Here is a 21,730-nt window from a genome sequence, read left to right on the forward strand (position 1 = left end):
ATACATGACGGTGGCCCGAGACGGACCAGGTGCCGTGCCGCCGCCCGTCAGGAGGGGGTCGAGCCGGAGGTCCTGGCGCGAAGGCCGCTCACGCGGCGCAGGATGTCCCACCAGAACGGCGCGCCGAACAGCAGGGCCAGCAGGGTGACGAGGAATCCCGGCCAGTGGCCCGGCGACGTCAGACGCCCCCACCAGTCCCCGCCGCGCCAGGCCCAGGCCGGGCCACCGGAGGCGTCCATCGTGACGCTCACCGGGGCGTGCGTGAAGATCTTCACGAACGCCGGGGTGCTCAGCACGTCGGTGACGCACGCATAGGGGTCCCGGCCCGGCTCGCACTGCTCGCGCAGGGGTTCCAGAGCCTGGGGGCCGGACTGGCCGAACGCGGTCACCGCGCTGCGGTAGGCGTTGTCGCGCAGCAGGCTCTTGCCGTACTCCAGCGAGTCCATGCTGAACACCAGCGTCACGACGAGGCCGAGCGCGACGAGGACCCAGCGGACGTAGCGCCGGTAGAGCAGGCTGAGCCGCTCCATCTCGCCGTCGAACCAGTCCTCCACGCCCCGCCGGAACGCCTCCAGGTCGTGGCTCGCCCTGTCCCACACGGCCTTGAGCGGCCGGGAGAAGGGGCTCTTGAGCGCGTCGAGGTCCCGCATGAGGGTCTCCACGCCGCCGTGTTCGGTGGCGATCTCCAGGACGGCGACGGCGAAGCGCGCGGGCGGGATGTCGGCGATGCTCGTCCGGCCGCGCTTGGCGTGGTCGATCTCCTGCAGGCGCTCGTGGAGCAACTCGGCCATCGACTTGCCCTGGCCGGGCGGCAGCACGGCCGAGGCGTCCGCGGCGAGGACGGCGGTCTCCACGGGGTCGGCCTGTTCCGCCGGGTGCGCGGGGTCCACCCGCGCGTCCGCCGGAGCCGGGTCAGCCGCCGTCCCGGCCGCCGCCATCTGCTCGGCGGCCACGGAGCCGGCGGCGGCGGCGAGCGGCGGGCTCTCCACGGGCGGCGGCTGGCGGCTGAAGGCGGGCCGCGGGTCCCGGCCGAACGGCAGCCGCGCGAACACCCCCATCACACTGGCGGGCAGGCGCGAGCGGCCCTCCTCCGGCGAGGCCGCCTGCGTCAGCGGCGGCCTCGCCCTGCGCCCGAACCTCTTCAGGACGTCGAGGACGCGGTCGAGCCGGGAGGTCCCGTCCGCCGTCTCCGCGCCGTCGAGGGTGTCGCGCAGGTACGCCCACAGGAACTTGCTGCGGATTCCGAGCAGCCTGACGATGCCCTCGTTGATGCCGCTGACGAGAAGCGACAGCAACAGGAAGGCCAGGACCAGTCCGATGGCCAAATCGGCGTAATACGAGATCAAAGAGATCACCCGTACCGTTGATACAGCGTCGCCCTCTGCACGGGCAATGCTTTCCGCGACCCTCGGTCTCGATCGAACGGCCCAGGCGTGATCACGCAAATGGATAAGGTCAGGTACAACCACGTCCCTCTGGAGTACGGCAATGGCCGACGAGACGCCCACTCCCGCGGAGCCGGACGAGGTCCCCTTGCTTGCCGACCGCGTACACGGCGGGTACGGGGCCGTGGGCCGGAAGCTCTGACCCGGCCCAGGGCCCCGCTCAGCCCTCGTAGAAGACGCGCTCGACCACGGTCCTGGCCCGCCGGGTGGCGCGCCGGTAGTCCTCGATGAAGTCCTCGGTGCCCTCCGGGGGATAGCCGAGGGCCCGCGCGAGCAGCACGCGCTCCTTGACCGGGGTGGGGATGCTGTCGGCCGCCCGGCCGCGCACCAGCATGAGGGCGTCGCGGATGCGCGAGGCGAACAGCCAGGCCTCCGCCAGCACCGCCTCGTCGGCCGGGTCGAGCAGGCCCTCGCCCGCCGCCGCGCGCAGCGCGTCCAGGGTGCGGGTGGTGCGCAGCGCCGGTACGGCTCCCGCGTGCCGCAGCTGGATCAGCTGGGCCACCCACTCCACGTCGCTCAGCCCGCCCCTGCCGAGCTTGGTGTGCAGGGCCGGATCGGCCCCGCGCGGCAGCCGCTCGGCCTCCATCCGCGCCTTGAGCTTGCGGATCTCGCGTACGGCGTCGGCGGAGATGCCCTCGGCCGGGTAGCGCAGCGGATCGACGAGCACGACGAACTCGTGGCCGAGCTCGGCGTCGCCCGCGCAGAACCGGGCTCGCAGCAGCGCCTGGGCCTCCCAGTGCGAGGCCCAGCGGTCGTAGTAGGCCCGGTAGGAGGCGATCGTCCGCACGAGCGGCCCCTGCCGTCCCTCCGGCCGCAGGCTCGCGTCGATCTGCAGCGGCGGGTCGGGGGCGGGCAGCGCGAGCAGTCTGCGCGTCTCCTCGGCGACCGCGTGCGCGGCGTCGGTCGCGTCCCGCTCGGCCACCCCCGGCAGCGGCGCGTGCACGAACATGACGTCGGCGTCGCTGGCGTAGGAGCTCTCCAGGCCGCCCAGGCGGCCCATGGCGATCACCGCGATCCGGGTCGGGAACGCGGCCCGCCGCTCCAGCGTGACCTTGTTGATCGCCGTGTCCAGCGCCGCCTGGATCGTGACGTCGTTGAGCGACGAGAGCGCCTGGCCGACCTCCTCGATGTCGATGAGCCCGGACAGGTCGGCGCAGGCCGTGCGGAGCAGTTCCCTGCGGCGCAGGGCCCGGACGGCGGCGACGGCGTTCTCGGCGCTCCCCGCGTGGCGGCCCACCGCGGCCGCGGCCTCCGCGGCGAGCGTCGCGGCAGGCCGTACGGCCAGCTCGGCGGGCGAGCCCAGCATCGCGACGGCCTCGGGCGCGTGCAGCAGCAGCCCGGTGACGTAGCGGCTGGTGCCGAGCAGGTGGGCGAGCCGCTCGGCCACGGCGGTCTCGTCGCGCAGCAGGCGCAGGTACCACGGCGTGGTGCCGAGTTTCTCGCTCACCTGACGGAAGCCCAGCAGGCCGGCGTCGGGGTCTGGGGCGTCGGCGAACCAGCCGAGCATGACCGGCAGCAGCGTCCGCTGGATGGCCGCCCGGCGGGAGACGCCGCTGGTGAGCGCGGCGATGTGGCGCAGCGCGCCCTCGGGGTCGGCGTATCCGAGCGCCTCCAGCCGCGCGGTGGCCGCGGCCGTGGACAGGCGGGCCTCGGTCTCCGGCAGCCGGGCGACGGCCTGCAGCAGCGGCCGGTAGAACAGCTTCTCGTGGAGCCGCCGCACCTCCAGCGCGTGCCGCCGCCAGGTGGTGGTGAACTCCCCCACCGGGTCGGTCGTCATGCCCAGCCCCCGGCCGAGCCGCCGCAGGTCGGCGGTGTCCGACGGCACCACGTGGGTGCGGCGCAGCCGGTGGAGCTGGAGCATGTGCTCGACCTGGCGCAGGAAGGTGTAGGCCTCGGCGAGCGACTTGGCGTCGTCGCGGCCGACGTAGCCGCCTCTGGAGAGCGCGGCGAGGGCCGACAGCGTGGCCCGGCGGCGCAGCAGCGGGTCGGACCGGCCGTGCACGAGCTGGAGGAGCTGGACGGCGAACTCGATGTCCCGCAGCCCGCCCGGCCCGAGCTTGATCTGCCGGTCGGCCTCGCCCGCGGGCACGTGCGCCTCCACGCGGCGGCGCATGGACTGCACGTCCTCGACGAACTTGGGCCGGGCCGCGGCCTGCCACACCAGCTCGTTGACCGCGGCGACGTACTGCTGGCCGAGCTCCAGGTCGCCGGCGACGGGGCGCGCCTTGAGCAGCGCCTGGAACTCCCACGTCTTGGCCCACCGCCGGTAGTAGGTCAGGTGGCTCTCCATGCTGCGTACGAGCGGGCCCATCTTGCCCTCGGGGCGCAGGTTGGCGTCCACCTCCCACAGCGCGCCCTCGGGGGTGCTCGCCGAGCAGGCCCGCATCATGCCCTGCGCCAGGCGCGTGGCGGTCTGCAGCGCCTTGGTCTCGTCCACGCCCTCCTTGGGCTCGGCCACGAAGACGACGTCGACGTCGGAGATGTAGTTCAGCTCGCGGGCGCCGCACTTGCCCATGCCGATGACGGCCAGGCGTACGTCGCCCGCGTCGGCCACCTCGGCCCTGGCGACGGCGAGCGCGGCCTCCAGCGCGGCCGAGGCGAGGTCGGCCAGTGCGGCGGCGACCTCGGCGAGCGTGCACTCGCCGGTCACGTCCCGCGTGGCCAGGTGCAGCAGGCGGCCGCGGTAGGCGACGCGCAGCGCGTCCATCGCCGGGCCCGGCTCGGTGGCCGTGGTCCCCCCGGTCACGCCCGCGGCCACCGGCTCGGCGTCGTCCGGGTCCGCGCCGACCGCGAGCAGCATCTCCTCACGCAGCTCGCCGGTCGCGGGCCACTGGGTCCACCGCGTCGCGGGCAGGCACTCCGGGTGCCGTACGACGTGCTCGCCGAGCGCCGCGCTGAGCCCGAACACGCCGAGCAGCCTGCGGCGCAGGTCCGGGTCCGCGCGGAACGCCCCGAGCACGCTCGGGTCCCGCTCGACCAGGCGGCTCAGCGTGGTGAGCGCCAGATCCGGGTCGGCGGCCCGGACGAGGTCGTCGAGCAGCGCGAAGTCGCCGACCGCCTCGGGGCCGAGCTCGTCGAGCAGCCTCTCGGCCCGCGCGCCGTCGGCGAATCCGAGCGCGGCCAGGCGCCCTGCCGTCGTCTGTATCCGAGGCGCGGCGTTCACCGTTCCTTCCTCCACCCCGACGTCGATCACGTCGGCCCCCCGAGACAAACCTTCCCAGTAACGGTACACATGGGATGGAAGCCTCCTCGCAGAGATCGGTCCCTCCGGGGAGCCGACCTTGGCTGTCGTGGCCCGGCGCCTGCCGGGCTCAGCGCACACGCTAACCCTCAGGGTTGTGCGCGTCCTTAGCGGTTTCTCTGCGTAATCGGCCCATCACGCGTTTTGGCCGCGCACCCGTGCGGCGACGGCAGGGAGGGTCAGGACCGGGCGAGCAGGGCCGCGAACGCCTCGGCGAGCGGCCTCCAGGTGCGCCTCAGCTCGTCCTCGGCCGCCTCGACCTGCGCGTTCAGCTCTACGGCCCGCTCCGGCGGCAGGTCGCCGCCGACGGTCCAGGAGGCGAAGATCTCGGGCGTGGCCTCGGGATGGAACTGCACGGCCCAGGCGCGGTCGCCGAGCCGGTACGCCTGGTTGGCGTACATCGTGCCGGTGGCCAGCCGTACGGCGCCCTCGGGCAGGGCGGTCATGGCGTCGTAGTGGTACTGGACGGCCCTGACCCGGCCGTCCGGAGGCGCGGGCAGTGCGGACAGCAGCGGGTCGGCGGCGGCCCCGGGCAGCGGCTCGATCTCCCCCAGCCCGATCTCCAGGCCCGCGGCGCCGCGCTCGACGGTGCCGCCGCAGGCCATCGTCATGAGCTGGGCGCCGAGGCAGACGCCGAGCGTCGGCACGCCCTCGTCCACGGCGCGCGCGAGCAGGTCCCTGGTGGCCGGCAGCCAGCCGTACCCCTCGTCGTCCCAGGCCGCCGCGGCGCCGCCGAGAACCAGCAGCCCGGCGGGGGCACGGCCGGGCACCGGCTCTCCCTTGTAGGGCCGGACGACCTCGGCCTCGACCCCCGCGGCCTCCAGCCATCCGGCGAAAAAGCCCAGACCGGCGTCGGCCTCGTGCTCGATGACGATCAGACGTTCACCCATGGGGCAGAGCTTAAAGACACATATCGGGACAGGCGATACCTGAGAGGGTCGTACCGTACAGTCCCCACCATGAACATCGACGAGGCCGCCGTCCCCGGCGGACGGCTGCGGATCGCCCGGTTCGGCGGCGGTCCCCGCCTGATCATCGCGGCGCACGGCATCACCGCCTCCCTCATGTCGTGGCGGGGTGTGGCCGAGGCGCTGCCGCCCGGCTGGTCGCTGGTCGCCGTGGACCTGCGCGGGCGCGGCCACAGCGCCGGCCTGCCCGGCCCGTACGGCCTGGACCGGCACGCCGAGGACCTGGAGCGGGTGGCGGAACACGTCGGCGCGGACGGCACGAGCGTCCTCACCGGCCACTCGATGGGCGCCTACGTCGCGGCCCTGCACGGCGCACGGCGGCGCTACGCCCGGGTGGTGCTCGTGGACGGCGGCCTGCCGCTGCCGCTGCCGGACGGCGCCGACCCCGACGAGGTGCTGCGGGCCACGCTCGGCCCGGCCATCGCCCGGCTCTCGCAGACCTATCCGAGCGTGGAGGCCTACCTCGACTTCTTCCGCGCCCATCCCGCGCTCGCCCGGGACTGGTCCCCGCTCGTCGAGGAGTACGTCCGCTACGACGCCACCGGGCCGGACGGCGCCGTCCGCTCACGCGCCCGCGAGGACGCCGTACGGCAGGACGGCCGCTGGCTGCTCACCGAGCACGAGGCGATCGTGACGGCCCTGAAGGCCGTCGAGCCGGCGCCGCTCCTGCTCCGCGCGCCGAGGGGGCTGCTGAACCAGGACGTCGGCATGCTCCCGGACGACCTGACCGCGCGGTGGGCGGCGGAACTGCCCGGTCTGCGCGACGAGGTCGTGCCGGACTGCAACCACTACACGATCCTGTTCGACCCCCGCTGCGCCGCGGTCGTGGCCGCCCGCCTCACCGGATGAGGCCTCCGCCGGGCGGGCGGCCGCGGGTCAACCGCGGCCGCCCTGTCCGCGGGCTCACTGAGCGGGATCACTGGCGGGGCAGGATCCAGATGGCCCTGGCCGCGGCGACGAGCGTGCCGTCCACCTCGTAGACCGCGCTCGTGCCGAACAGCTTGCGGCCGTCGCGGCCCTCGGCCCGGGCCACGACCGAATACCTGCCCATCGGGTACACCCGGCGGAAGACCTGCCCGGTCAGCCGCCCGAGCAGCGGGGGCTGGATCGGCTTCCGGTCCGGGAAGCTGCGGTAGTGGGCCCATCCGGTGGCGCAGTCGAGCGCCGCCCAGACGATCGAGTCGGGCACCACACCCTGCTCGTCGGTCACGTTGAACGGCACCCGCCAGCCGGCGGCCACGAGCTCGGCGCCCTCCGCCGGGTCCTCCACCGCGCCCTCGGCCGGGTCCTGCACGGGGCCAGGGAAGATCCGCAGCCCGTCGCCCGGCTCGCGCAGCCCGCAGGCGAAGCAGCCCGCGATGGCGTGGCCGTTCCTGCCCGGGAAACCCGCCTCCGCGCGGGCCGCGTCGGTGAACCGCACGAACGGCGGCGGCGCCAGCGTCTCGGCGACGGGGATCGCCTCGACGAGATGGCCGCCGTCCTCGCTGAGGACGACGGCGTTGCCGACGTGTTCCACCGGCAGAGCGGTCTCCAGCGGGACCGGTCTGCGGAGGGTGACCTCCACCGGACAGTCGTGACCGCCCCCGGTCAGCGTGCCGGCGAGGGTGCCCGCGATCCATCCGCCGTTGGCGGTGCCCTCGGGTCCCCGGAAACGCTTCGGTACGGTCAGACCGGTCTGCAGCCCCGCAGCCGCCGTCATATGGCCACGCCCTCCCTGAGTCACGCCTTGATACGGCTCACCGTAACAGTCGTAACAAGTGAGCCGATTTTACTGTTCCGGTAGAGGGACCAGCTAAACAGGCGCGAGTGTCAGGAAGATTTGCAGCCTGTAACGCCGCGGTGACGGATGACCTCCGTCACAGCACGGGCAGGTAGCGGCCGAGCTCGTACTCGGTCACCTGGCGGCGGTAGTCCTGCCACTCCGCGCGCTTGTTGCGCAGGAAGTAGTCGAAGACGTGCTCGCCCAGCGTCTCGGCGACCAGCTCGCTGCGCTCCATGGCCGTGATCGCCTCGTCCAGCGACTGGGGCAGCGGCTGGATGCCGAGCGCCCGCCGCTCCGCGCTGGTCAGCGCCCACACGTCGTCCTCGGCGCCCGGCGGCATCTCGTACCCCTCCTCGATGCCCTTGAGCCCGGCGGCCAGGATGACGGCGAAGGCGAGGTACGGGTTGCAGGAGGAGTCGACCGACCGGAACTCGATGCGGGTGGAACCGCCCTTGTGCGGCTTGTACATGGGCACGCGCACGAGCGCGGAGCGGTTGTTGTGCCCCCAGCAGATGTACGAGGGGGCCTCGCCGCCGGCGCCGGCGATGGCCTCCGCGCCGCCCCACAGCCGCTTGTAGGAGTTGACCCACTGGTTGCAGACCGAGGTGATCTCCGCGGCGTGCCTGAGCAGGCCGCCGATGAACGACCGGCCGATCTTGGAGAGCTGGTAGTCGGCGCCGGGCTCGTAGAAGGCGTTGCGGTCGCCCTCGAACAGCGACATGTGGGTGTGCATGCCGGACCCGGGGAAGTCGGTGAACGGCTTGGGCATGAACGAGGCCCACACGCCCTGCTCCAGCGCCACCTCCTTCATCACCAGCCGGAACGTCATGATGTTGTCGGCCGTGGTCAGCGCGTCGGCGTAGCGCAGGTCGATCTCCTGCTGGCCCGGCGCGCCCTCGTGGTGGCTGTACTCCACCGAGATGCCCATCGACTCCAGCATCATGATCGCGTTGCGGCGGAAGTCGTGGCCCGCGCTGTGCGGCGTGTGGTCGAAGTAGCCGCCCTCGTCTATGGGCTCGGGCCGCTCGCCCTTCTCCGGCCGGTTGCGCAGCAGGAAGAACTCCACCTCGGGGTGGGTGTAGAACGTGAAGCCCATGTCGGCCGCCTTCGCGAGCGTCCGCTTGAGCACGAAGCGCGGGTCGGCGTGCGACGGCGAGCCGTCCGGCATCAGGATGTCGCAGAACATGCGGGCGGCGCCCGGCGACTCGCTGCGCCACGGCAGTATCTGGAACGTCGACGGGTCGGGCTTGGCCAGCATGTCCGACTCGTAGACCCGCGAGAAGCCCTCGATCGCCGAGCCGTCGAAGCCGATGCCCTCGGCGAAGGCGCCCTCCAGTTCGGCCGGCGCTATGGCCACCGACTTCAGGAAGCCGAGCACGTCGGTGAACCACAGCCGGATGAACCGGATGTCTCGCTCTTCGAGCGTGCGGAGGACGAATTCCTGCTGGCGGTCCAAGGCGTACCTCACGGAGTTACAGGTCTGGTCGCCTACCAGTCTGCCTTGTGAGTGTTTCACAGGGGTTACGAGGAGGTGTGAGCCGGCCGTCCTGCCGATCACCACGGCGGGGGACCGTGCGGCGCCGCGGCGACGCCGAGGACGGTCACGGGAGAGACGTGATGAAGATCACACCGAACCAAACCCGCGGCCGGGTCGTCGTTGCTGTTGATCCGGCGTTGATCGGGCGTCGACCCGCGCGCCTTACCGTCCCGGCATGCCGGTGCAGAACCCGAAGGAGCCCCCGTCCGTGGCACGACCGCTGCTCGACACCGCGGAACACCGGCGGGGCCCCTCGGACGAGGCGGCGCCCGCATCCCCCGGCACCGTGACCGGCCCCCGGGGCGCCGCCGCGCCCGGCCGGGCACCGGAGGCGGGTGCCGAGGGCGGCGCCCCGCACCCGCACGCCGTCGAGCGGCTGCGGCGGCTGCGCGCGCTCGACTGGCCGGGCCGGGTGCGGACGCTCGGGCCCACCGTCGCGTCGGCGATCGCCGGCGTGGCGATCTGCCTGGAACTGGCCGACATCTGGGTGACCGCCCAGTTGCCGGACTCTCCCTACACCCCGCTGCCGTTCGCGCCCGAGGACGTGGCGGGCACCACGTTCCCGATCTTCGGGGCACTGCTGGTGATCTCGCGGCCCCGGCTGCTGCTCGGCTGGCTGCTGTGCCTGGGCGGCCTGGGCGCGGCCGCCAACATCCTCGCCGCCAACCTGGCGACCCTGCTCGTCCACCACGGCGGCCATCCGCTGGTCCACCCGCTCTGGGTCTTCGCCGACGGCGTGTGGAACCTCACGACGTACGCGCTCGGGGTGCTGCTGCCGCTGCTGTATCCCACCGGGCGCATCCTGTCCAAGCGGTGGTGCGTGCCGGGGGGCCTGACCGCCACCGCCCTCGCCCTCGACTGGCTGTGCTCGCTGTTCGCCCCGTCGAGCGTGCGCACCGGGTACAACGCGCTGGAGGTGGCGGCCTTCGCGCCGTACTACCAGGGCACCCGGCAGGTGCTGCACACGGTCGTCGCGGTGGGCATGGCGCTGGCGTTCTCCTCGCTCGTCGTCCGCTTCAACCGGGCGGACGGGATCGAGCGCCGCCAGATCCTGTGGCCGCTCGTGGCCATCGCCGGAGTGGTGGTCCCCTGGGTGATCGGCTATCCGGTCTGGTGGACGGCCTCGCTCACCCTCCCCCTGGTGCCGGCCGCGATCGCGGTCGCCGTGCTGCGCTACCGGCTGTACGGCATCGACACGCTGATCAGCAGGACCCTGGTCGGCGCGGGCCTGGTCGGCGTCGTGGCCGCCGTCTACGTGCTCGTCGGGGCGGGCTCCAGCCTGATCCTGTCCGGCGTCGACCGGTTCGCCGGCCTGGCCGCGGCCCTGTTCGCGGGGGCGTTCTTCCACCCCATCCGCAACGTGCTGCAGCGCCTCGTCGACCGCGCGCTGTACGGCACGGGCGGCGACCCGCTCGCGCTCGCCGCCGGGCTGCGGCGGCGGCTGCAGCACGCCGACCCCGCGCACGCCCTGCTGGCCGCCCTGGAGGTGATGCGCGAAGGCCTGTCGGTCACGGGCATCGCGGTGGAGATCGACGGGAGCGTCACGACGAGCGGCCGGCCCGGGCCGGTGGCACGGGAGATGCCCCTGGTCTGGCACGGCGAGCCGGTCGGCCGCCTGCTGATCGGCCCGCCGGGCGGGCGCCGCTTCCCCGCCGCCCACGACGAGCGCGTGATCGCGGTGCTCGCGCCGTACGTCGCCGACGCCGCCCACACGATGTCGCTCACCACCGCGCTGCAGCGCTCCCGCGAGCGCATCCTGACGGCGCGGGAGGAGGAGCGGCGGCGGCTGCGCCGCGACCTGCACGACGGGCTCGGGCAGACGCTGGCCTCGATGGCGATGGCGATCAACATGGCGCGCCACACCCTGGAACGGTCCCCGGACACGGCCGACGCCCTGCTGCGGGACCTGCGGGAAGGCATGAACGGCGTCACCGCCGACGTCCGCCAGCTCGTGTACGGCCTGCGTCCCCCCGCCCTTGACGACCTCGGGCTGGCGGGAGCCGTACGGGCCCTGGCGGAGGAGGCGCGTCCCGGGCTCGCGGCCGGCGCGGAGTCGGTGGCCGAGGTCGAGGTGACCGGGGACATGTCGGGACTGCCCGCCGCCGTGGAGGTGGCGGCCTACCGGATCGTGCAGGAGGCGCTGACGAACGTGCGCAAACACGCGCGGGCCCGGCGCGTGCGGGTGGTCCTGCACCGGAACGGCGAGCTGCGGGTGACCGTGGCCGACGACGGCGTGGGGCTCCCGCCGGGCCGCAGGTCGGGCGTGGGGATGAGCTCGATGACCGAGCGGGCGGCCGAGCTGGGCGGCACCTGCGCCGTCACCTCGGCACCCGGCCTCGGGACGACGGTCACGGCCCGGCTGCCCGCCGTACCGGCCCTGCCGGACCTGCGGTGATCAGCAGACCGCGGCGAGCGACTCGCCGGCCGGGGTCCGCCGGTAGAGCACCTCGCGGCCGAGCCGCCGCCGCACCACCAGGCCCGCGTCGGACAGCACGGTGAGGTGCTGGCTGACCGCGCCCGGCGTGAGGCCGAGCCGCCGGGCGAGCCCGGTGGTCGAGCCGGGCTCGGCCAGCGCGGTGAGCACCTGCGCCCGGGTGCGGCCGATGAGCGCGGCCAGCGCCTCTGGGGTGCAGGGCGTGCCGTCCGACCACAGCGTCCCGACACCGCGCGCCGGGTAGCACAGCATCGGCCGGTACGGCTCGTACATCACCGAGACGTCCGGCCAGGCGAAGGCGCTCGGCACGAGGACGAGACCGTGCCCGCCGAGGTCGCCGTCGTAGGCGCAGCTCTTGGCCGTGACGAGCCGGTCGCCGTGCCAGGCGACGGCCGGGTGCAGGTCGGCGAACAGCTCCCGCACTCCCCCGGCCGCCAGCGTGCGGGCCCGCCACATGACGTCGGCCTCCAGCAGCGCGCGGATCCTGGGCCAGAACTCCTCGAACGCGACCGTCCAGTACTCCCGCAGCCGGTCGGCCACCCGCCGCACGCCCTCCGCCGGGTCGTCGGTGAACCGCCGCAGCGCCGCGGGGTCGGGCGTCTGCACCCAGGCCGCCTCCTCGTACGCCGTGCCGGGCGGCGTGCCGCGCACCCGCTCCAGTTCGGCGGCGAAGTCCGGCAACGGCGTGTCGGGCGGCGGGGTGAGGAAGTCGGGCATGTAGCCGCTCACCGGGACCAGCGCGAACAGGTCGGTCAGATCCACCTCGCGCAGGCGCGGCCGTACGGCCCGCAGCCACGGCAGGTGCAGCGAGTGGCGGCCGGGCGCGCGCAGCACCCGGAGGCTGGCCACCAGCTCCCACATCGGGGAGAACGCGAAGCGCAGCCGCGCCACGTCGTCCGGCGTGAAACGCCACTCCACCGGCACGGCCGCTCCCCCTATGTTTCAGCCAGGGCTAAAAGATTGGCACGGCCCGGCCCTGGTGTCCAAGGGTGGACGCCCGTGACCACTGTGATCAGCAGGACCGGCTTCATCCAGTCGAAGGTCGGCGGCCTGCCCCGGCCGTTCTGGGTGCTGTTCGGCGGATCGTTCGTCAACCGGCTCGGCACGATGGTGGAGCCGTTCATCGGCATCTACCTCACCCAGGCGCGCGGCGTCTCCCTCGCCAACGCGGGCCTGGTCATGACCATGTTCGGCGTGGGGTCCCTGCTCTCGCAGCCGGTCGCCGGGTGGCTGGCCGACCGCCTCGGGCGCCGGGTCACGCTGACGGGCGGCATGGTCGCCACGGCCGTCACCATGATCGCGCTCGGCTACACCACCAGCGTGCCCGGGCTCGTCGTGGGCATGCTCGTGCTGGGCATCGTGGTGGACGCCTACCGCCCGGCCTCGCAGGCGATCGTCGCCGACCTGGTGCCGCCGGAGGACCGGCCCCGGGCGTTCGGGCTGCTGTTCTGGGCCATCAACCTCGGCTTCTCCGTCGCCATGGTGGCGGGCGGCTGGCTCGCCCGCTCGGGCTTCACGGTGCTGTTCTGGGTGGACGCCGTCACCTGCCTGGTCTTCGGCCTCCTCGTGTGGCGGGCGATCCCGGAGACCCGCCCGGCCCGCGAGGACGCGCGGCCCGGCCGGTTCGCCGACGTGCTGCGCGACCGGCTCATGCTGGTCTTCGTGCTGGGCAACCTGGCGTACGCGCTGGTCTACCTGCAGGCGTACAGCACGCTGCCGCTCGCCATGACCGGGCAGGGGCTGCCGACGAGCGCGTACGGCATGGCGATGGCGGTCAACGGCCTGCTGATCGTGGTCGTCCAGCCGCTCACGAACGCGTGGCTGGCCCGGTTCGACCCGTCCAGGGTGCTCGCGGCCGGGTTCGCGCTCGTCGGGCTGGGGTTCGCGCTGACCTCCCTGGTGTCGTCGGCGGCCGGGCACGCGGCGACCGTGGCCGTCTGGACGCTCGGCGAGGTGCTCACGGCCGGGATCCCGGGGGCGATCGTCGCGACGCTCGCACCACCCCACCTGCGGGGACGCTACTCGGGCCTGTACGGCCTGTCCTGGTCGGCCGGAGCCCTGCTCGCGCCCCTGGTGGGCACCCGGCTGCTGGCCGCCGCCCCCGGGCTGGTGTGGCCCCTGCTCGGCGGCCTCGGCCTGCTCGCGGCCGCGGGCCAGCTCCTCATCGGCCGCGCCGTCCGCCGCCGCTCCGCACCGGCGGCGTAGGTCCGCTTCCCTGGCGGGGGGAGAACCGGACAGGACATAATCCCTTTCAGGATGGACGAGAACCCCCCAGCCTTTCCCGCGCGGGCGGTGGCCTGGGCGATGGCGGCCACGGCACTGCTCCTGACCCTCCTGGGAGTGCTGGTCCAGGTCGGGCTCCCCGCGCAGTGGCAGCCGAAGCCCCCGCTCACGCCGGACTTCGGCGTCGCGCTCACGTTCCCCGTCACGGGGGCGTTCCTGGTGTCCCAGCGGCCCCGGCTCAGCCTCGCGTGGCTGATCTGCGCGGGCGGGCTGCTCGGCTCGGGAAACGTCGCCTTCACCGCGCTCTCCTTCCACTGGGCCTGGCAGGGCGAGATGGGGGCGGCCAACGCGGGCCGCGTGATCGCCGTCGTGTGCTGGGCGGCGGCGGGGCTCATGCTGGCGATCCTGCTCCCGCTCTGCTCGCCCACGGGCCGGCTCCCCTCCCGCCGCTGGCTCTGGGTGGTCGTGCTGGGCACCGCCGCCACGGTCACCGAGATCGTCCTGGCCCTGCTGCGGCCCGACCCCTCCCGCGCGGCGTACGCCTGGCCCGCGGTGATCCACAACCCGCTGGAGGTCAAGGCCCTCGTCCCCTACTACACGGCGGCGTGGACGGTCCTCGGCCACACGGTCCAGATCTGCGTGGTCGCCGCGTTCGCCTCGCTCGTGCTGCGGCTGCGGCGCGCCGACCCCGTGACGCGGCGGCAGATCGCCTGGCCCCTCACCGCCTTCGCCGGGTACGTCGCGATGTACCTGATGGGCGAGTCGTGGTGGGTGCCCGCGACGCTGTGGACGGCGCTCATCCCGTTCTCGATCCTGTTCGCGGCGCTGCGCTACCGGCTGTACGGCATCGACACGGTGATCAGCCGGACGTTCGTCACCGCCGGGCTCCTGGGCGTGATCAGCGCCGTCTACTTCGGCGCGGGGGCGGTCTCCAGCCTGGTCGTCTCCGGGTACCACCAGGTGGCCGGGCTCGCGGCGGCGCTGTTCGCGGGCGGGTTCTTCCAGCCGCTGCGCCGCGCCCTGCTGCGCGTGGCCGACCGCGCGCTGTACGGCAGGGTGGGCGATCCCGCGCTGCTCGCCGAACGGCTGACGCAGGAGGTGCGGCGGGCCGACCCCGCCGACGCGCTGGCGTCGGTGGTGACGGTGGTGCGCGAGGGCCTGGCCGTCGACGGGGTCGCCGTCGAGATCGCCGACGGCAGGCCCCGCTACGTGGAGAGCGGCCATGTGGGGCCGTCGCCGCGCGAGGTGCCGCTGGTCTGGCATGGCGAGCCTGTGGGCCGGCTGCTCCTCGGCCCGCCGGGGGCCCGGCGGTTCGCCGCCGCCCACGACGAGCGGGTGCTCGGCACGCTGCTGCCCTACGTGGCCGACGTCGCCCACGCCGTACGGATGGCCGCCGACCTCCAGCGCTCGCGCGAGCGCATCCTCGCCGCCCGCGAGGAGGAGCGCCGGCGGCTGCGCCGCGACCTGCACGACGGGCTCGGCCAGACGCTCGGGGCCATGGCGATGACGCTCAACATGGCCAGGATCAGCCTGGCCAAGTCCCCGGCCACGGCCGACGACCTGCTGCGGGACCTGCGGACCGGCATGGACGCGGTGGCCGGCGACATCCGCGAGCTCGTGTACGGCCTGCGGCCCCCGGCCCTCGACGACCTGGGGCTGGCGGGAGCCGTACGGGCGCTGGCGGAGGAGACCCTGCCCGAGGGGACGGACGGCGTCGAGGACGTCTCGGTGCGGGTGGAGGGCGACCTCAGCGGGCTGCCGGCCGCCGTGGAGGTCGCGGCGTACCGCATCGTGCAGGAGGCGCTGAACAACGTGCGCCGCCATGCCCGGGCCTCCCGGGTCAGAGTGGGCGTCACCCGCACCGCGGCCGGGGACGGCGGCGGCGAGCTGCGGGTGAGGGTCGCCGACGACGGCATCGGCCCGCCCGCCCGGCTGCGCGCGGGGGTGGGCATGTCCTCGATGCGCGAGCGCGCGGCCGAACTGGGCGGAAGCTGCGTGGTCACCGCGCCGGAGACCGGCGGCACCGTCGTCGAGGCCCGGTTCCCCCTCGTCGCCTGACATCCATAGGAGCATCGTCCACAGGAGCACGCGGCGGACCGTCCCCGGCGAGGCCGCGGGCCGCGTCACGACCGGCCCGCGGGCGCCGCGAGCCGCGACCGGCGCCGGCTCCGCGACGGGCGGTCATGACCCGGCCGTCCCGCCTCGTGACCCAACCGAGAGGCGGGCGGCACGCCCGAGGCGGTCAGTGCCCTTACGCTTACCGTGCGATGGTGACTTTTCGTGCTCTTGGGCCGTTCGAGGCGATTGCCGATGGCGAGACGCTCGACCTCGGCGGGCAGCGGCAACAGGCCGTGCTCGCCCGGTTGCTCGTGGCCGGAGGGCGCGCCGTGCCGGTGAGCGTGCTGATCGACGAGCTGTGGCCGGGCGGGCCGCCCGCCCAGGCGCTGTCCACGATCCAGGGGTACGTCTCCCGCCTGCGGCGGGCCCTCGAACCCCACCGCGCGCCGCGTGAGGAGGCCGGCGTCCTGGTCTCCGCCCCGCCCGGTTACGCGCTGCGGGCGAAGGTCGAGGACGTGGACTCCTGGCGCTTCGAGCACCTGGTCAAGAGCGACCACGACGGCCCGGCCGCGACGCTGGAGCGGATGGAGACGGCCCTCTCCCTGTGGCGTGGGCCGGCGCTGGCCGGGTTCCAGGAGCTCACCTGGGCGCAGACGGAGGCCACGCGGCTGGACGAGCTTCGCCTGCTCGCCGTGGAGCGCCGCGCGGACGCCGCGCTGCGGCTGGGCCGCACCGGCCCGATGATCCCCGACCTGGAGGCGCACGCCTCGGCCTACCCGTTGCGGGAGGAGGCCTGGCGGCTTCTCGCGCTCGCGCTCTACCGCGCGGGACGGCAGGGCGACGCGCTCGGCGCGCTTCGGCGGGCCAGGGAGGCGCTGCGCGACGAACTCGGGCTCGACCTCGGCCCCACCCTGCAGCGGCTGGAGCAGGACATCCTCGTCCAGGCCGAGCATCTGGACGCGCCGGCCCCGGCCGCCGGCGGGCAGGTCGTGGAGGTCTCCGCGCCCGCGCCGTCCGGCCCGGCGGCCCTGCGCGTGCTGATCGCCGACGACCAGGCGCTGGTGCGCACCGGTCTCAAGGTCATCCTCGACAGCGAGCCGGGGCTCGACCTCGTCGGGGAGGCGGAGAACGGCGAGCAGGCGATCTCGCTCGTCCAGTCGGCACGGCCCGACGTGGTGCTCATGGACATCCAGATGCCGCGCCTGGACGGGCTGGCGGCGGCCCGGCGGATCCTCGCGGCGGAGGCGCCGCCGAAGGTGATCATGATGACCACGTTCGGCACCGACGAGAACCTCTACGCGGCGCTGCGGGCCGGCGTGAGCGGCTTCGTGCTGAAGACCTCCGCCCCCGAGCAGCTCATCGCGGCGATCCGGGCCGCCGTCGAGGGCGACGCGCTGCTCGACCCGGCGGTCACCACGCACCTCATCGCGGCCTTCGCCGGGCGGCGCGACCCGGCGGCGCCTGAGGGCCTGTCCGACTCCGACATCGACCTGATCAAGCTCGTCGCCCGGGGCTTCACCAACCGGCAGATCGCGATGACGCTGGCCGTGCCGGAACAGGAGGTCGCCGACGAGGTCACGGCGCTGCTGCGCGGCCTGGGCCTGGTCGACCGCGCCCAGCTCGTGGTCCTGGCCTACGAAAGAGGGCTGGTCAGCCCGGGGTCACCGGGCGCCTGAGCCTTATCGTCGCTTTGACGACAAGCAATCGGAGACCTTAGGGTGGGTGAGTGGCTCAACTGCGTATCGCTCTCGCCCAGACCAATCCGGTCGTCGGTGACATCTCCGGCAACGCCGACATGCTCGTCGAGTGGACCCGCAGGGCCGCCGGCCGCGGCGCGCACCTCGTGGTCTTCCCCGAGATGTTCCTGACCGGCTACCCGGCCGAGGACCTGGTGCTCCGGTCCTCGTTCGTGGAGGCGTCGATCACGGCGCTGTCGAAGGCGGCCGCGCGCCTGGCCGGCGAGGGTCTCGGGGACATCCCCGTCGTGGTGGGCTACCTCGACCGCGCCGACCTCGCCCCACGCGTCGGCCAGCCCAAGGGCGCCCCGCTCGACGCGGTCGCCCTGCTTCACGACGGCCGGGTGGTGACGAAGTCGGCCAAGCACCACCTGCCGAACTACGGAGTGTTCGACGAGTACCGCTACTTCGTGCGCGGCGACCGCCTGCCGATCTTCCGCCTGCACGGCGTGGACGTGGCCGTGGCCGTGTGCGAGGACCTGTGGCAGGACGGCGGTCCCGTCTCCGTGGTCGCCGAGGCCGGCGCCGGCCTGCTCGTCGTCCCCAACGGCTCGCCGTACGAGACGAACAAGGACGACGTGCGGCTGGAGCTGTGCGCGCGGCGGGCCCGCGAGGCGGGCTGCGCGCTCGCGTACGTGAACATGGTCGGCGGCCAGGACGAGTTGGTCTTCGACGGCGACTCTCTCGTCGTGGACGCCTCCGGGGAACTGGTCGCCCGCGCGCCGCAGTTCGAGGAGGACCTGTTCGTCACCGACCTGGAGCTCCCGGAGGGCACGGGCGAGCTCGGCGAGTCCCGCCACGACGCGCACGACGGCACGGTCATCACGGTCGAGCGGGTGCTGCTGTCGGCCGCGCCCGTCGAGCCGTACGAGCCGGAGGCGCCGGTCGTCGCCGAGCGGCTGGACGACCTGGCGGAGATCTACCGCGCTCTCGTGCTCGGCGTGCGCGACTACGTGCGCAAGAACGGCTTCCGGTCGGTCATCCTCGGCCTGTCCGGCGGCATCGACTCCGCCCTCGTCGCCACGATCGCCGCCGACGCCGTCGGGCCCGAGCGGGTCCATGTGGTGCTCATGCCCTCGCGCTACTCCTCGGACCACTCCATCACCGACGCGGAGGAGCTGGTACGCCGCCAGGGGGTCGACTCGCAGGTCGTCCCGATCGCCGACATCGTCTCGGCGTTCGAGAAGGAGATCGAGCTGCACGGCCTGGCGGCCGAGAACCTGCAGGCCCGCGTGCGCGGCATGCTGCTGATGAGCCTGTCGAACGAGCACGGCCACCTGGTGCTGACCACCGGCAACAAGAGCGAGCTGGCGACCGGCTACTCCACGTTGTACGGCGACTCGGCGGGCGGGTTCGCCCCCATCAAGGACGTGCTCAAGAGCGTGGTCTGGAAGCTCGCGGAGTGGCGCAACGCCCAGCCCGGGCAGCCCCCGATCCCGGAGAACTCCATCACCAAGGAGCCGAGCGCGGAGCTGCGGCCCGACCAGCGCGACACCGACTCCCTCCCGCCGTACGACGTGCTCGACCGGCTGCTGCGCGACTACGTCGAGCGGGACATGGGCCGGGACGAGCTGGTCGCCGCCGGCCACGACCCCGAGCTGGTCACCAAGATCATCCGCCTGGTGGACCTAGCCGAGTACAAGCGCCGCCAGTACCCGCCGGGCCCCAAGATCACGCCGAAGAACTTCGGCCGCGACCGCCGCCTGCCCATCACGACCCGCTGGCGCGAGCGGCTCTAGTGCGGGTGTCCGCGACGCCGGGCCCGGGCCGGAGAACGCTGTGACCGGTGCCGGGCAGGCGTCCGGTACCGGTCACACAACCCCATGTCCAGTCGTCATCGGCGGATGCCCGCCGAAGGGTGAGGGACGCGGTTACGGCTCGGGGGTGGCGGGGCGGGGGCGGAAGCCCTTGAGCGCCTCGTCGACGATCCGCTCGGGGATGTCGGCCTGGGGGTCGCCGGAGTGGGACCACTTCGTGTACCAGATCATGGCCCCGCTGAGCAGCGCCAGCGCCATGTCGACGTCGAGGTCCGCGCGCAGTTCCCCGGTCTCCACGCCACGGCGCAGGACGGCCGCCACGACCGCCCTGCGCGGCTCCATGGTCAGCTCGCGGAACCGCTCCGCCAGCCGGGGATGCCGCTCGGAGTCGCTCATGGCGATGTTCATGATGCAGCGGGTGCGGTGGTGGCGGGACTCCTCCTGGATCACCCGGAGGTAGGTCACCAAGTCGTCTCGCACGGTTCCGCCCTGCGGCAGCGGGATCGGCGGCTTGAGCGTCGCCAGGGCGTCCACCACCAGGTCCTCCTTGTTGGACCACCGGCGGTAGATCGTGGTCTTCCCGACACCGGCGCGGCCGGCGATCGACTCGATGGACAGCTCCGAAACCCCGATGCCCTCACCGAGCAGTTCGAGAGTCGCCTCGATGATCGACCGATCCGCCTTCTCGCTGCGCGGGCGGCCCGCCGGGCGGGCCACCCCCTCAGCCGTCTGCTGCGTCTTCATGGCGAGTTCACACTACCGCCGCTTCTTTTTCGGTCTCAGCCGTGGGGACCGCGGCGCCGACCGAAGCCTTGCCCGGCATCCAGCGGGCCACCACGAGAGTGCCGACGAGGGCGACGAAGGCCGATCCGAGGGCCGCCCAGTGGACGCCGGTGACGAACGCGGCGTTCGCGGCGTCGAGCAGGCTCGCGCCCCGCGCGCCCAGGTTGCCGGCGACGCCGGCCGCGCCGGAGATGGACTCGGTCACGACGTGGCGGAGCTCCTCCGGCAGGGCGGTGACCTTGCCCTCCATGTCGCTGCGGTAGCTGGCGGACAGGACCGCGCCGAGGATGGCGATGCCCAGCGTGCCGCCGACCTGCCGGACGACGTTGCTCATCGAGGAGCCCACACCGGCCTTCTCACGCGGCAGCGCGTTCATGATGGCCGTGGTCGCCGGGGGCATGATGTTGGCCATCGCCGCGCCCTGGACGAAGGCGAGGGCCAGCAGGATCCAGATCGGCGTGTCCACCTCCACCAGGGCGTACGCCGCGAGGGCCAGCGTGATGACGACCATCGCGACCGTGCCGACGGCCCGCGCGCCGTACTTCTGCACCATGCGCGCGCTCTGCGGCGCGAAGATCAGCTGAGCGGCCGCGAACGGCAGCACGAGCGCACCCGACTGCAGCGGCGAGTAGCCCCGGACGATCTGCCAGTAGAAGGCCATGAAGAACATCACACCCATGGCCGCGAAGAACACGAGGCCGACGGCGGCGATCGCGGTGGAGAAGCCGGCGTTGCGGAAGTTGCGCACGTCGAAGGCGGGGTGGTCGATCCGGCTCTCGTACCAGACGAACGCGGCGAGGATCGCCAGGCCCAGCAGCGACGGCACGATGACCGAGACGTCGGCGACGGTGCCGAGGTCGCTGATCCGGACGATGCCGTAGACGAGGCTGATCAGGCCGAGGATGGACAGCAGCACGCCGACCGGGTCGAGACCGGTCTTGTTCGGGTCCTTGGAGTCGGGCACGATCGTGGCGATCAGCACGAGGCCGACGAGCACGATGGGCACGTTGACGAGGAAGACCGAGCCCCACCAGAAGTGCTCGAGCAGCACACCCCCCGTGATCGGGCCGATCGCCACGGCGATGCCGACACCGCCGGCCCAGATGCCGATGGCCTTGCCCCGCTCGTGGATCGGGAAGACGTTCGAGATGACCGCCAGCGTCGCCGGCATGATGGCGGCGCCGCCGAGGCCCATCAGCGCCCTCGCCGCGATGAGCTGCATCGGGTCCTGGGCGTAGGCGCTGGCGAGGGAGGCCAGCCCGAACAGGACCATGCCGGTCATGAGCATCCGCTTACGCCCGTAGCGGTCGCCCAGCACCCCGAAGGTGAACAGCAGGCCGGCGAACACCAGCGTGTAGGAGTTCATCGCCCATTCGAGCTCGCTCTGCGTCGCGCCCAAGCCGTGGATGGGATCGGCGATCGTCTTGATCGCCACGTTGAGGATGGTGTTGTCGAGGACGACTGCCAGCAGGCTGAACACCATCACGCCGAGGATGTGCCATCGGCGTGGGTGACCGGTATTCGCTTCCACGGATCCCCCATGATTTCGATACGATCGAGTTTCGCAACGCAAGCGTAGCGCCGGGCATTCCGATACGCAACGGGTTCGTTTCATAATCCCCGCGGTGCCGCCGTACCCGCTGGTCGATCGGGCGGAAGACGGCTCCGGCCGGGCCCGCGCGCCCGTTCCGCGCAGGCCCTCACAGGGCCGCACAAGGTTGCACAGGGCCCGCACGCACAGGGCCGCACGCACAGGGCCGCACAGGGCCGCAGGCAGGACATCGCG

Annotated in this window: 14 protein-coding genes; 6 read left to right on the forward strand and 8 right to left on the reverse strand. The window is 73.3% G+C overall.

Annotated elements, in window-relative coordinates; genetic code table 11:
• Nucleotides 1-47: 47 nt before the first annotated feature.
• The 3 genes from HHX30_RS02305 to HHX30_RS02315 form a co-directional block, all read right to left on the reverse strand.
• Nucleotides 48-1,325: a hypothetical protein gene (locus HHX30_RS02305; RefSeq protein WP_249349523.1), complete on the reverse strand. Its 1,278-nt coding sequence runs from the start codon at nucleotides 1,323-1,325 to the stop codon at nucleotides 48-50.
• Between the two features lie 280 nt (nucleotides 1,326-1,605).
• Nucleotides 1,606-4,608, reverse strand: coding sequence for a bifunctional [glutamine synthetase] adenylyltransferase/[glutamine synthetase]-adenylyl-L-tyrosine phosphorylase (locus HHX30_RS02310; protein WP_169979745.1), 3,003 nt, complete (start codon nucleotides 4,606-4,608; stop codon nucleotides 1,606-1,608).
• Nucleotides 4,609-4,865: 257 nt separating this feature from the next.
• A complete protein-coding gene (locus tag HHX30_RS02315; RefSeq protein ID WP_169978822.1) occupies nucleotides 4,866-5,576 on the reverse strand; it encodes a type 1 glutamine amidotransferase in 711 nt (236 codons plus the stop codon).
• A 69-nt stretch (nucleotides 5,577-5,645) separates the two neighbouring features.
• On the opposite strand from HHX30_RS02315, the gene HHX30_RS02320 reads away from it, so the two are divergent.
• Nucleotides 5,646-6,503, forward strand: coding sequence for an alpha/beta hydrolase (locus tag HHX30_RS02320; RefSeq protein ID WP_169978824.1), 858 nt, complete (start codon nucleotides 5,646-5,648; stop codon nucleotides 6,501-6,503).
• A 67-nt stretch (nucleotides 6,504-6,570) separates the two neighbouring features.
• Here HHX30_RS02320 and HHX30_RS02325 read toward each other — a convergent pair whose 3' ends face one another.
• Together HHX30_RS02325 and glnA are read right to left on the reverse strand one after the other, a co-directional pair.
• The gene (locus HHX30_RS02325; RefSeq protein WP_169978826.1) at nucleotides 6,571-7,353 is read right to left on the reverse strand and encodes a hypothetical protein; all 783 of its coding nucleotides are present in this window, start codon (nucleotides 7,351-7,353) and stop codon (nucleotides 6,571-6,573) included.
• Nucleotides 7,354-7,510: 157 nt separating this feature from the next.
• A complete protein-coding gene (gene glnA, locus HHX30_RS02330) occupies nucleotides 7,511-8,872 on the reverse strand; it encodes a type I glutamate--ammonia ligase (RefSeq protein ID WP_169979747.1) in 1,362 nt (453 codons plus the stop codon).
• A 256-nt stretch (nucleotides 8,873-9,128) separates the two neighbouring features.
• Here glnA and HHX30_RS02335 point away from each other — a divergent pair, with 256 nt between their 5' ends.
• On the forward strand, nucleotides 9,129-11,348 hold the full coding sequence (locus HHX30_RS02335; protein WP_169978828.1) for a sensor histidine kinase: 2,220 nt from the start codon (nucleotides 9,129-9,131) through the stop codon (nucleotides 11,346-11,348).
• Here the strand turns inward: HHX30_RS02335 and HHX30_RS02340 are convergent, their stop codons facing one another.
• On the reverse strand, nucleotides 11,349-12,311 hold the full coding sequence (locus HHX30_RS02340; protein WP_311922044.1) for a DUF5937 family protein: 963 nt from the start codon (nucleotides 12,309-12,311) through the stop codon (nucleotides 11,349-11,351). It abuts the gene before it with no gap.
• A gap of 75 nt (nucleotides 12,312-12,386) precedes the next feature.
• Here HHX30_RS02340 and HHX30_RS02345 point away from each other — a divergent pair, with 75 nt between their 5' ends.
• The 4 genes from HHX30_RS02345 to HHX30_RS02360 all read left to right on the forward strand — a co-directional run bounded on the left by HHX30_RS02345 (nucleotide 12,387) and on the right by HHX30_RS02360 (nucleotide 19,143).
• Nucleotides 12,387-13,592 (forward strand): MFS transporter, encoded by a 1,206-nt coding sequence (locus HHX30_RS02345; RefSeq protein WP_311922045.1) that lies wholly within the window; start codon nucleotides 12,387-12,389, stop codon nucleotides 13,590-13,592.
• Between the two features lie 51 nt (nucleotides 13,593-13,643).
• Nucleotides 13,644-15,668, forward strand: a complete 2,025-nt coding sequence (locus HHX30_RS02350; RefSeq protein WP_169978830.1) for a sensor histidine kinase — start codon at nucleotides 13,644-13,646, stop codon at nucleotides 15,666-15,668.
• A gap of 209 nt (nucleotides 15,669-15,877) precedes the next feature.
• Nucleotides 15,878-17,344 carry a BTAD domain-containing putative transcriptional regulator gene (locus HHX30_RS43120; RefSeq protein WP_169978832.1) on the forward strand — a complete coding sequence of 489 codons (1,467 nt, stop codon included), beginning with the start codon at nucleotides 15,878-15,880 and terminating at the stop codon, nucleotides 17,342-17,344.
• Between the two features lie 50 nt (nucleotides 17,345-17,394).
• Entirely contained in the window at nucleotides 17,395-19,143 is a 1,749-nt protein-coding gene (locus tag HHX30_RS02360) for an NAD+ synthase (RefSeq protein ID WP_169978834.1), read from the forward strand.
• Nucleotides 19,144-19,275: 132 nt separating this feature from the next.
• On the opposite strand, the gene HHX30_RS02365 is transcribed toward HHX30_RS02360, so the two are convergent.
• Nucleotides 19,276-19,905, reverse strand: coding sequence for a TetR/AcrR family transcriptional regulator (locus HHX30_RS02365; RefSeq protein WP_169978836.1), 630 nt, complete (start codon nucleotides 19,903-19,905; stop codon nucleotides 19,276-19,278).
• 7 nt (nucleotides 19,906-19,912) lie between these two features.
• Entirely contained in the window at nucleotides 19,913-21,427 is a 1,515-nt protein-coding gene (locus HHX30_RS02370) for an MFS transporter (protein ID WP_169978838.1), read from the reverse strand.
• Nucleotides 21,428-21,730 lie beyond the last annotated feature (303 nt).

It is taken from the genome of Microbispora sp. H10836 (genome assembly GCF_012999525.1).
Lineage (GTDB): Bacteria > Actinomycetota > Actinomycetes > Streptosporangiales > Streptosporangiaceae > Microbispora.

Coding starts and splice junctions, on each gene's coding strand:
- HHX30_RS02350 (WP_169978830.1), top strand. CDS start 13,644: ATGGACGAGAACCCCCCAGCCTTTCCCGCGCGGGCGGTGGCCTGGGCG.
- HHX30_RS43120 (WP_169978832.1), top strand. CDS start 15,878: ATGGTGACTTTTCGTGCTCTTGGGCCGTTCGAGGCGATTGCCGATGGC.
- HHX30_RS02365 (WP_169978836.1), bottom strand. CDS start 19,905: ATGAAGACGCAGCAGACGGCTGAGGGGGTGGCCCGCCCGGCGGGCCGC.
- HHX30_RS02315 (WP_169978822.1), bottom strand. CDS start 5,576: ATGGGTGAACGTCTGATCGTCATCGAGCACGAGGCCGACGCCGGTCTG.
- HHX30_RS02325 (WP_169978826.1), bottom strand. CDS start 7,353: ATGACGGCGGCTGCGGGGCTGCAGACCGGTCTGACCGTACCGAAGCGT.
- HHX30_RS02335 (WP_169978828.1), top strand. CDS start 9,129: ATGCCGGTGCAGAACCCGAAGGAGCCCCCGTCCGTGGCACGACCGCTG.
- HHX30_RS02370 (WP_169978838.1), bottom strand. CDS start 21,427: ATGGTGTTCAGCCTGCTGGCAGTCGTCCTCGACAACACCATCCTCAAC.
- HHX30_RS02320 (WP_169978824.1), top strand. CDS start 5,646: ATGAACATCGACGAGGCCGCCGTCCCCGGCGGACGGCTGCGGATCGCC.